Origin of the sequence: Bradyrhizobium sp. Bra64 (assembly GCF_024519875.1) — a bacterium.
GTDB classification, from domain to species: domain Bacteria; phylum Pseudomonadota; class Alphaproteobacteria; order Rhizobiales; family Xanthobacteraceae; genus Bradyrhizobium; species Bradyrhizobium japonicum_G.
The window spans coordinates 50,400-60,861 of sequence record NZ_JALJRD010000024.1; the positions used below are offsets into that span (position 1 = coordinate 50,400).

Below are 10,462 nucleotides of genomic sequence, written 5' to 3' on the forward strand. Positions count from 1 at the left end.
CCTTGCCATTTCCGATTATGCTAAGCGCCCGTGAAGCGCCGTTTTCTGGAGTCCCCCATGGGCACGGATCTTGCGGACGGATCTTGGGCGCGGATGGTCGAAGACTCGCGGCTGCGAGCCGCGCGAATGCAGCATCGCGAAAAAAGTTCCGGTCGCTTTTCGAAAATAAACTCGCGGGCGACCGCGTTGTCGAATACGCGGTTTCCGGTTACCGTGCCGAATGTCCCTGCTGAAATTCGACCGTTCGGTCCCGACGCCGGCCCTGTTCGCGTCCTTTCTGGCGCTCGACCAGGCCATCCTCGATGCGCTGCCGATCGGCGTTTACGCATGCGATGTCGAGGGGCGGATCGTTCGCGTCAACCAGCGCGCTGTCGAGCTCTGGGGCCGGGCGCCGAAACTGCGCGATCCCGAGCAGAAGTTCTGCGGCTCGTTCCGCGTCGAAAGCCTTGACGGCGATTTCATCCCGCCCGGCGAGACGCCGATGGCGCTTGCCGTGCTGACCGGCAAGAGCTTTGAGGGCGTGGAGGCGGTCGTCCACAATCCCGATGGAAAACGATGGGTCGCGCGCGTCAATGTCGCACCCCTGCGCGACGACGACGGCGCGGTCGTGGGCGGCATCAATTGTTTCCAGGATGTGACCCACGAGCACCAGATGCGGGTTGCGCTGGAGCGGCAGCAGCGCACCTTCGACCTCGCAATGATCGCCTCCAATATGGGGACGTGGCGCTACACTTTGGCCGACAACATCTGCATCTATGATCACAACGCTCAGCGGCTCTATGGCCTGACCGAGGCGCGCTTCCTCCACGACAAGGACGGCGTCGAAGCCAAATTCCACCCCGCCGACATGGATCTGATGTGGGCCCGCGTGGCCAGGGCGCTCGATCCGCAAGGCGATGGCCGCTACGAGGTCGAATACCGCGTCAGGCAACGCGACGGCAGCTGGCGGTGGCTGAGCGCCTGGGGCCTCGTGGAGTTCGAGGGCGAAGGCGCCGGGCGCAAGCCGGTCGCGATCGCCGGCGCCAGCCGCGATCTCTCCGAGCTGAAGCAGTCTGAAGAGCTGCAGCGCCTGCTCACCAACGAGCTCAATCATCGGGTCAAGAACACGCTTGCCACCGTGCAGTCGATCGTCAACCAGACGCTTCGGGGCGCTGTGGAGGTTGACGCCGCGCGCAAGACGGTCAATGCGCGTCTGCTTGCGCTGGCCGGAGCTCATGATCTGCTGACCGCGCGGGCCTGGGCGGGCGCCGACATTGCCGACCTCGTGGCGCGCACAATTGCGCCGTTCCCGGCGGGCCAGATGGTGCTCGATGGACCTTCGCTGGTGGTCTTGCCGACACAGGCCCTGGCGCTCTCGCTGGCCCTGCACGAGCTTGCCACCAACGCGGCCAAGTATGGCGCGCTGTCCCGTCCCGAAGGCCGGGTCGAGATTTGCTGGTCCGTGCAGGAGGGCGAGGTCAACCTGAGCTGGCGCGAAAGTGGCGGCCCTCCGGTTGCGCCTCCGAGCCGCCGCGGGTTCGGCAGCCGCCTCATCGAGCACGCAAGCCGCGACATCGCCGGGCGCTTCCGGCTGGATTTCGATCCGGCGGGCGTTCGATGCTGGATTTCGGCCGCGCTCGCCCCAAGCGAGGAGGGACTGCGGGCATCCGCCTGAGCCATCGCGGCAGGTCTGCCGAGCTCGCCCACCCCCGACAATCCGATTTCACGATTCGGATTTTATGAAATCAATTTGACCCGTCGGGCAAAACACCTGTATAAGGTCATCATCGCAACAGGTCCGAGGCTCATGGCGGCGCCCGTCGCGGTTTGTCTTGGACCGCGTCCTGCTCCCTCCAAGTCCCGGCGCGATGATGGCTGACCCTTGCACACCTCGCGTTGAGGTTGTAGGGAGCGCCATGAACGATTGCATGAACGATTGCATGAGCGATTGTCTGACGGCCACGAAGGTCGGTCGGCTGGACGCGGAGCAGGCTGCCGGCCTCGACCGCGACGGCTATCTGCTGTTGCGCAGTGCGGTGCCCGAAGCCTGGCGCGACGGCTTGCGCGCTGCCTTCGAGTGCGGCGTGGGCGCCGGCGACCAATGGTCCGCGCCGCGCGGCGCCGGCTGGCGCCACGCTCTCGTCGATCTGGATCCGGTGGTGCAGCAGACTTGCCGCCTGCCTTTGCTGCTGGCTGCGGGAGCACAGGTGCTCGGCGGTCCCTTCTTTCTTGCCCAGGTCGAGGGCCGCGAGCCGCTGCAAGGCGGCGGCCATCAGCCCCTGCATCGCGACGGTGCAGGCACGAAGGCCGTTGCCGCCCTGGTCTTCCTCGACGCATACGGGCCGGACAATGGCGGGACGCGGCTCGTTCCGCGCCATCTCGATCCAGGCTTTGTCGGCCAGCCCCTTGTCGATCGAGGCCTCGCCAATCAGGCCCTGCCGGACGAGACCCTGGCCCTGAAGATCGCGGGCGAGGCGGGGGACATTTTGGTGTTCGACGCCGATCTGCCGCATGGGGCGACCTGCAACCGCTCCGGCGCGCTGCGCCGTTCGCTGCTGCTGAGCTTCATGCCGGAGCGTGATCGCGCAGCCATGGACGCCTGTCGCGCCATCCGCAACGTGCGCATGGACACCAGCGAAAGGTTCATCCCCTGAGCGGGCGCTCGGCGCTACTTGATGCTGACGAACATGCCCCAGGCGCCGGCCAGCGCCGCACCGGAGAAGACGATCAGCGGGTTGTCGCAGAACGCCCCGCCATAGGTGCACATGGTGACACCGAACGAGCCGATCTCGTGATTGCTCGCGGAATAGAACAGTCCCGACAGCACCAGCAATGCAGCGGCGACGTAATACATCGACGGTCACTCCTCGGATTTGCCAAAAACGGCTTCGCCTGGCGCCGCCGCACAGGGCGGCCGAAGCACCGGCGAAGGGGTACGCGGCCAGCGTGGCACAAGGAACTTTCATTCCGCCAAATCGGGTCCGCTGCATTTTAGATAAACCTCGACGGGTCATCGCAAGCATCCCACTGGCGCCTGCGGGTGCGCCGGCTGGCTCGTTCTTCAGTTCACTTTTATACATTCGCCTGGAACCAAAGTTCCCCTGCCGCGTAGTCCCCGGCTCGCAGCGGCGCGGCGATGACAGGGGAGCCAGGGCGTGCAGGGTTTACCGGTGGTCCTGGTCACGGAAGATGACCAGCTCGTGCAGGGTATCGTCGAGGAAGCGTTGGCCGAGGGCGGTTTCGAAACGGCCACGGCGACGACCGGCGAAGAAGCGATTGCACTCTTGACGGCCGACGCCGACCGGTTTCGCGCGCTGGTCACCGACATCCATCTGGGAGGCAAGCTCGACGGCTGGGACGTTGCGCGCGCGGCGCGGGAGATCAACGCCAACATTCCCGTCGTCTACATGACCGGCGCTGCGGCCGACGAATGGGCGTCGAAGGGCGTGCCCAACAGCGTCCTCCTCAACAAGCCGTTCGCGCCGGCGCAGCTCGTCACCGCCGTATCGCATCTTCTCAACGCGGCACCGCCCAACACGGCGACGGAATAGACTGGCGCTGGCGGCACGACCTTGTTGTTGGCTGATGCCGGTTTTGACCCGCACAAGATAGGCCCACTTCGCGCAGCGTGGATCTTGCCAACACAGGACGGCGGAACTTATGTCCACTTTGGCGCTTAGGAACTCGCATCATGCGAGGTGAGTCATGTCCGAGACCAGGGAAGCTGAGCCGTTGTCGCCGCGGCCTTCGCAATGGGGACCATCCTGTCCGAAGTGCCAGGCGCCCTCGCGCTTCACGACCTCGATCCTTGACCTGAAGAACGACAGGCCGGTGCAGATCTATCGCTGCGACCGGTGCCGGGAAGAAATCTGGAATTGAGAGCGCCGCACATTGGATCGTGCGTGGTCCGCGACAACGCCCCCGGCGGAGCGCGCGGTTGCATGTCGAGCGGCGGCCTTCCAATTTGTACCACCCCGTCAACATGGAGAAGCTAGGCTGCCTTCGCAGAAGGCTGGCAATTGAGGCCGATGCAGTAATGACGGCCGCGCTGATCCCCCTATGGGAAAAGAGACCGAACGAAGCGCCATCGCCATTCAGAAGGAAATTGACCAACGGGATACCACTGGGCAGTGGGGGCCACTTCAAGTTGTCGCAGAGCGGCACGGATTTGGAAGTGAGCAATTTTGCGCAGCGGCTGAGCTTCAAACTGTTCCATGTAGATTGCGTTGCCGTCTCGACCTTTGGCACCTGCTAGGCGACCCCCTGAAAGGAGGACGCTATGGAGAACTACATTCACAAGGAGAACCTGGCTCTGTTCAGGAAGCGCCTCGCCGAGCCCCATAGCGAGATCCTGCACGATACACTTGTGAAGCTTCTCGCCGACGAAGAAGCCAAGGACCGACCACCAAAAAAAGGACCGTGATGCAGTTTCCGCAAGGAAGCGGAAGATGCCGGGAGCAGGCCGCCAGGGCTATGACCGCGCACGACAGGAAACGTGGCTTCGCCTCGCGGGGGATTGGATGAAATTTGCGCAAGAGGCGGACAAACGCGCCGACTCACAAAGCCCCTTCAAGGGATAAGGCCGCCTCAGTCGGAGGCCACCAAAATAGATTTGAACCATTCGCCTCCCCATCCGGTTGAACATGCGGAGGCGACACCGATGATGCCTGATCAACTAGCACGCCAAGAGCAAATTGCCCGCCGTCTGGGACAGTCCAGGCGCTTGCTGCGGGGGGTGACCGACGCTACGACTGCAAAGCGCATCGGTAATCTGATTGATGATCTGGAGCGCGAACTCGTGGAAGAAAAAGAGAAGTAGGGCCGTCCCGGTTGGCGACCTCGTTGCCAAACCTGCAATGACGTCTGTTGGGCCCTTGGCAACATCTTCAGAATGGTTTCGATATCGCCGGCGCGGTAGGCATCAAGCCAATCGACAGCCGCGGCCATCGGGTCAAGGAGATGGTCCTGCCTGCGCGCTGTTCGACGAAACACCCCTGAAACAGTGTTGAAACCAGATTGCCCTGAACGCCGCGCCCGCTCGGTCCGACCAACGGAACGAGAAGGAGATCATCATGATCCAGATCGGTTCGAAGGAAGAAGTCGCGTTCCTGCTGGCGCTGTTCGGCACGCATACCCAGCCCGTCAAGAAGCCGCAGCCGAAATCGCGACAGAGCTGAAAGCGGAAAGCCATGCCAGGTTTGGCCGAATGCCAGAGCCTCCTGCGTCTCCTGATCGCCAGGGGCGACCCGAAGGCGATCCCGCTCGCCAAGGGCGCGATCGATCAATATTTGAACACGGCGCCGGTCTGCATGCGCGGACGCGGCCTGCGCGTGCTCCAGCGCGACGCGCTCGACCAGCATGGTGCCGCGGTCGGCGTGCAGCGCTCGTTCGCCGAGACGGTGGACGCCTATATCGAGCGCAAGCTTGCGGAGGAGTGAGCGTGCCGGCCCAGGCAGGGGCGCGTTGACGGGGCCCGATCATCCCGCACAAGCGCGTTGTTCCCGGAACTCGTTGCTTCCCGAACCCATTGATCTCAAGGAATCTTTTCGTCCCGCCTGAAACCTTTGCCCGCTTCGGACCTATCTTGGTCAAAGGATGCAGCGATGGCCCGGTATTACTTCGACCTACGCGATGACAATGGTACGGCGCGCGACGAGGAGGGGCTGGAGCTTGCCACTGCCCGCGCCGTGCAGGCGGAGGCGGCCAAGTCGGTTGCGGACATGGCGCGTGACGCCATCCTGTCCGCGCCGCTCACGGGCAGCAAGCAGACGCTGGCGATCGACGTTCGCGACGCCGGCGGCCCCGTGATGCAGGTGATATTCTCGTTCGAGATCGAGGATTTCAAGACGCGATCGCATGCGCGCGATCATTGACGCGTCAGCAAATTCGGCGGGGCCTGCAACGGGGCCTGATCGGGCTCCAGCACGGCGATCTTCCGGCCGAGCTGCCAGACCTCGACCTTGCCGTGCCGTGTGTATTGCTGCGCGAAGGTGAGCGCGGACGCATCGGACAAGGCCTCGAAGGCTTCGGCGGAGCGGAAGACGCCATTCTCTCCGACGAGATAGGCGCGATATTGCTGGCTCATGTCGGCGCCCTCAGGCCGGGCGACTGCAGCCAGGCATCGATGTGAATGGCGGTCTCGTCCTGTCGCGCCTTGCGCAGCAGCATCTCGCGGCGGCGTCCCGGCGCGAGCGCGCGGGCCTCCGCGCGAAGCCGCGCGGCTTCGTCGGCGAGCCGCTCGTTGAGCGTTCTGGTCTGCTTGAAACGTCGGCGGGTCGGCATGAACATCTCCCTCGTTCGCATCGGGCGGGAGCGCTGGTTCGCGTTCTCATCACCGGCCGTTGCCAAGTGCCTTGCGGTGATGGATTGAGCTTACGCCTCTGCCGGCGGGAAAGTCACATCATTTGATACGTTGGAAGATTAAATTGCGCGAGCAAGTTCAGTGACTTGAGTGACTTACTCATCTTGAGTGGCTTGCGATTCCAATGTTCAGTTTTGAACAGAAGCGAGGTCAGGTCGTGCGGGCAGGGACGATCCGGATCATGAACGTGCGGCGTAACGTTTCTGCGTCGGCTCGAGCGCTGCGGCGCTCAGCGCAGCGACGTCGATGACGTCAATACTCGCGAGAAGATTGCTTTCAGAACGATTGCGCGTTCGCCTGCCAGCGAAGCCGCTCTGGTCTTGAATGCCTTGAGAGATTTGGCGCGGGCTCAAAGCCGATATCTCTATTCTGGTCCGCGCGATGCGTACACGGAACGTGTCAGTTGACAATGTTCGTGTTTTGTTCTAGTAGACCAAACTTTCAACCTGTGGGCGAAGCGCCGAATACTCGGTCTCGCCGGAAATTTCCGCGGGGTCGCCGATGAGTAACTCGCTTCTCGCTTTGGTCCTCCTGGACACTCCGGCAACGCCGGACATGTCGGCGGTTGCCAAGACCCTGCGCGCTCGACATCCGGAGCTGGCAACTGAGGTTGCGGAGAACGAAGGCGCGCAACAGGTCCAGGCAAACTCGCCGCTCATTCGCTGTGGCAACGAGTTTGTTGCCGTCATGTCGATGCCGGCGCGCATTCCTGACGATCCCGGCCTGTGGTCGCGCGCGTCCTCGTCCTGGCCGCAGGGCGAGGCGATCGCGGCACGGCATCGCGGGCATCTGATCGTCTCGGTGCTTGGCCAAAAGCAGCGACAGTTGCCCGCCGCTCGTCTGACGACTGCTGTCATCGGCGCATTGATCGCGACCATGCCGCAATGTTGCGGCGTTGTATGGAATGGCAAGGTCGCTCGACCTTCCGATCTATGGTTGGACATGTCCGGTCGATCATTTGCGCCGTACCCAGACTATCCCTCCACGCTGTGGGTCGACATATTGCCGTTCCGATCAGAGGCTGGCATCGGCGCCGTGACGGTGGGGCTGTCGGCATTTGCCGGACGTGAAATCGAGTTCGAGACCCACAAGCTGACGCTTGCAGCGTTGATGGACAAGGTGGACGGTCTTGCCGTCTATCTGATTGAGCACGGACTTGTCGTCAAAGACGGTGATACGTTTGGCGGCAACATTCGCGAGCGCTTCAGGGTCCGTTACAAGAACTCCCAGCGGTTCGATGGCTTGCCCGTGCTTTTCTGTGATGACGGTTCGATATGATCCAGGGTGATGTGCGGCGAGGGTTGCAGGCATCCCGGTCAGGACGGGCTGGTTTGACACGTCGGGCAAAACACTGGCAGAATGGCATCATCGAAAGAGTTCGGATAAAGCCCGCGGGATGCCGCGGGCTTTATTTTTGTACAGTTGGCTTTGTATGCGATGCGATCGCTCGCATTACAGTAGTTGGCCGTGACATTTTCGACCGCTTTGCCGCATTCGAAAGCGCAAATTGGTTCTTCGATGATCGAGCCTCATCACGCTGCAGCGAGTAGGCCACGTCATCATCGTTCTCGCGGAGCACGAGGCATCTAGATCAACCCAGCCGCAGGGACGTCTGCAATCCAGCAGGGCCCAGGAATATCGCTCGAGGAAATGGCTTGGCAGTAAACCGTATTGAAGTTTGGGTTAAGCATCTCTTTGTTGATGTACGACGTACTCTTCAAATTGCAAACGTCGAGCAGAGCATCATGATTGACGACAACAAGGAGGTCGCAATGCGTCGGCGCGGTGCACGGACGAGTCATTACTATGAGATGGCTTTTGACTATCGCCCCAGTCGCCCTCGTCTTAAGTTGGAGAACATTGCTGCTCTCAATCCTGGTAGAACCATATTGGCGCCGCCGCCGGAGCGGCGGGGATTTCCGGAATATTCAGAGCGACCGCGCTTCCTGTTTGAGAAGAAGCGGGTACGCCGGCCTTTGGACATCAGAGAGTTTCACTACTTTTGGCTGGTGTCCGACCGTGCGAAGACGGTCTTTCAAACCGTCGACCATGCCGGATTTGAATTCACAGCGTGCGACGTGCGGGTTTCGCGGGGTATCTACGATGGCCCGCGATACTGGTTGTGCGATGTCACTCGCGTCCTCGACGCGCTGGACGAAAAGCAGTCACGGCTTGAGATAGGTATCCGGGAAGACCCAAAGTACAATGATTTCGGCAAGAAATACTACAACTTGGTGGGCGACGCCAAACTCGTCTTCAACGAAGACGCGGTGGGAAGTGCACACATATTCCGAATGGCCTTCTGCCCTATGAAGGTTATTTGCGATCAGGCGCTCAAGGATGCCTGCAAGGCAGCCGACCTTATCGGAATCAAGTTCAATAATGCTTTGAAAATTTGACGGCTCAAGCGGCCGCTGCCCCCCTGAGGGAACATCATGCGAACTTCAATTCTATGGGGTCACCATATTATTCCCGAGCACTGTGCAGACCGTCGGGCCTTGCAAGGAGTGGATTTGGATGCGCCTGCAAATGTTGTTTATCTTCCGAGAAGTCGGCTGCTCGCTGCCGAAATGGGGTTATCTCCTCATCCCGGTGGGCATCTCGAATCATACAACGCGGCCTGCAATGAGCTTGACGCGATTGCAGAGATCTCTGACCCTGTTCTTCGCTCGAAGGCTATCGAGGATCTACAAGATGCAATGAGAATTGCGCTTGCGAATGGAGACCTTTTCACGAACAAGCCGAGTACCAGCGCTGATGTGACATCTGTCAACCAGAGCTTTCTTGCGCATCGTGGAAAATATCTTGCCGATCACACCGAAGAGCAGAAGAGAATCCGCGAACTCAGGCAGACGGGAAGTCATCTCATCAAATTCTCGCCGTACTTGGGTAATTTCGACAGGGAAAAACAGCTCAGTAAGGCAATGGCCAATAATCCTGGCCTCAACTTAACCGCCGGCTCCAGAGACTTGGAGGGGACACCTTGGTCCGAGTTCGCAGGCCTTGGTCCCTCCTCAAGCATCTTTCGTATACCCGGCTCGACACCAGCCAACCCGAGCGACTTTCCGCCGCTGCCAGGCTACAGTTCGCCTTCTCTCGCAGGTCTGAACGAACAAGAAAGGTTCTCGCGAATTGATCCGCGCCTCACAGGTGTGCTGCCGGCCTTTCCTGCGCTAAGGCCAAATGAACAACGGCTTGGTCAATTGCCCCCGACGACGGCGGCGCTGCCGGAGCCGCAGGTCTTGCAGTTCCATTCAGAGACAGGCCAACCGCTCACGCGACTCTCTGATGGATCGCCGGTGCTCGGACCGCAAGAACCTCCCGATCGAGGCTCCGCGTTGCTAATGGGAGCAGGTGTCCTTGCTGCAGGAGCCATGATGGTACCTGGAACACAAGGCCTTGGCGCTGCGTTGCTCGCAGGCTTGACTGCCGCCGCTCTCACTCGACCCGCTTTCTCGACAACTGCCCCCCACGATACCAAGGTTGCAGATGGCAGCGTCTTTTCCGACGGCGCGGCTCCCTACAAAGCGTTCGACGTCAACGTTCCTAGTCTAGGCTCCGTTAATGGTTGGGACGATTCTGCCGGACCATCAGAATTATCGCAAACTGAGCGTAGGATCCTTGGTCCAGAAACGGGGCGGGCCGGTAGATTTGTAGATCGCTTCGGAAACTTGACCGATACGCCGGCCGGCACCATGCCTGCCCAAAACTCGCCAGAACCACTGCTCCCTTCCGCCGCGGGAGCAGTCGCGCCCGAAGAGGTTCGCCGCCTCACCCGTGTCAATGAGTCGAATGCGGGTAGTGCTTTCACGTCGGGGAGTGCGCCAGTTCCTTATCTGCCTTCCGCGGAATTCAACGATCGGTTCGGCAACTGGACCATGCCGACCGCTGACGGCCGGCAGCCGGAGCCGAGCAGGCCGATCGGCCCATTTGCGAACGAGCCGAGCTATCTCATTCCGCCACCGATCTTTGGAGTGGATGGTGCAGGCAGTCCGCACAATGACGCCGAGGAGTGGTTCTCGCGCTGGATACGCCCGCTGCTTCGGCAGGAGTGAAATGCAGGCTATTGTCCTGAGTCACAAGTTCGCAATCGTTGATTCGCAGTAGATTCGCGTCGCCGTG

Annotated in this window: 14 protein-coding genes; 11 read left to right on the forward strand and 3 right to left on the reverse strand. The window is 61.2% G+C overall.

Annotation, left to right across the window (positions count from 1 at the left end):
* Positions 1-220 precede the first annotated feature (220 nt).
* Together NR187_RS34170 and NR187_RS34175 are read left to right on the forward strand one after the other, a co-directional pair.
* On the forward strand, positions 221-1,654 hold the full coding sequence (locus tag NR187_RS34170; protein WP_211384872.1) for a sensor histidine kinase: 1,434 nt from the start codon (positions 221-223) through the stop codon (positions 1,652-1,654).
* Between the two features lie 265 nt (positions 1,655-1,919).
* Positions 1,920-2,633 (forward strand): phytanoyl-CoA dioxygenase family protein, encoded by a 714-nt coding sequence (locus NR187_RS34175; RefSeq protein WP_256809415.1) that lies wholly within the window; start codon positions 1,920-1,922, stop codon positions 2,631-2,633.
* Between the two features lie 14 nt (positions 2,634-2,647).
* Here the strand turns inward: NR187_RS34175 and NR187_RS34180 are convergent, their stop codons facing one another.
* Positions 2,648-2,833, reverse strand: coding sequence for a hypothetical protein (locus NR187_RS34180; RefSeq protein ID WP_211384874.1), 186 nt, complete (start codon positions 2,831-2,833; stop codon positions 2,648-2,650).
* A gap of 301 nt (positions 2,834-3,134) precedes the next feature.
* Here NR187_RS34180 and NR187_RS34185 point away from each other — a divergent pair, with 301 nt between their 5' ends.
* From NR187_RS34185 to NR187_RS34210, 6 genes are all read left to right on the forward strand, one after another.
* Complete coding sequence (locus NR187_RS34185) at positions 3,135-3,530, forward strand: response regulator (protein WP_211384875.1); 396 nt, start codon at positions 3,135-3,137, stop codon at positions 3,528-3,530.
* 154 nt (positions 3,531-3,684) lie between these two features.
* Positions 3,685-3,858, forward strand: coding sequence for a hypothetical protein (locus NR187_RS34190; protein ID WP_256809417.1), 174 nt, complete (start codon positions 3,685-3,687; stop codon positions 3,856-3,858).
* Between the two features lie 400 nt (positions 3,859-4,258).
* Positions 4,259-4,402 (forward strand): hypothetical protein, encoded by a 144-nt coding sequence (locus tag NR187_RS34195; protein WP_211384876.1) that lies wholly within the window; start codon positions 4,259-4,261, stop codon positions 4,400-4,402.
* Positions 4,403-4,639: 237 nt separating this feature from the next.
* Positions 4,640-4,798, forward strand: a complete 159-nt coding sequence (locus NR187_RS34200) for a hypothetical protein (protein ID WP_211384877.1) — start codon at positions 4,640-4,642, stop codon at positions 4,796-4,798.
* A 370-nt stretch (positions 4,799-5,168) separates the two neighbouring features.
* Complete coding sequence (locus tag NR187_RS34205) at positions 5,169-5,417, forward strand: hypothetical protein (protein WP_211384878.1); 249 nt, start codon at positions 5,169-5,171, stop codon at positions 5,415-5,417.
* A 165-nt stretch (positions 5,418-5,582) separates the two neighbouring features.
* Positions 5,583-5,852, forward strand: coding sequence for a hypothetical protein (locus NR187_RS34210; protein WP_256809418.1), 270 nt, complete (start codon positions 5,583-5,585; stop codon positions 5,850-5,852).
* Here the strand turns inward: NR187_RS34210 and NR187_RS34215 are convergent.
* Both NR187_RS34215 and NR187_RS34220 read right to left on the reverse strand, forming a co-directional pair.
* Positions 5,846-6,064, reverse strand: a complete 219-nt coding sequence (locus tag NR187_RS34215) for a hypothetical protein (RefSeq protein ID WP_256809419.1) — start codon at positions 6,062-6,064, stop codon at positions 5,846-5,848. The genes NR187_RS34210 and NR187_RS34215 overlap by 7 nt on opposite strands.
* Positions 6,061-6,261, reverse strand: coding sequence for a hypothetical protein (locus NR187_RS34220; protein ID WP_211384881.1), 201 nt, complete (start codon positions 6,259-6,261; stop codon positions 6,061-6,063). Before NR187_RS34220 ends, NR187_RS34215 begins: the two co-directional genes overlap by 4 nt.
* A 580-nt stretch (positions 6,262-6,841) precedes the next feature.
* On the opposite strand from NR187_RS34220, the gene NR187_RS34225 reads away from it, so the two are divergent.
* The 3 genes from NR187_RS34225 to NR187_RS34235 all read left to right on the forward strand — a co-directional run bounded on the left by NR187_RS34225 (position 6,842) and on the right by NR187_RS34235 (position 10,395).
* The gene (locus NR187_RS34225) at positions 6,842-7,618 is read left to right on the forward strand and encodes a DUF4261 domain-containing protein (RefSeq protein ID WP_256809422.1); all 777 of its coding nucleotides are present in this window, start codon (positions 6,842-6,844) and stop codon (positions 7,616-7,618) included.
* A gap of 377 nt (positions 7,619-7,995) precedes the next feature.
* Entirely contained in the window at positions 7,996-8,739 is a 744-nt protein-coding gene (locus NR187_RS34230) for an imm11 family protein (RefSeq protein ID WP_256809423.1), read from the forward strand.
* 114 nt (positions 8,740-8,853) lie between these two features.
* On the forward strand, positions 8,854-10,395 hold the full coding sequence (locus NR187_RS34235) for a hypothetical protein (protein ID WP_372703293.1): 1,542 nt from the start codon (positions 8,854-8,856) through the stop codon (positions 10,393-10,395).
* The last annotated feature ends 67 nt before the right edge of the window (positions 10,396-10,462 follow it).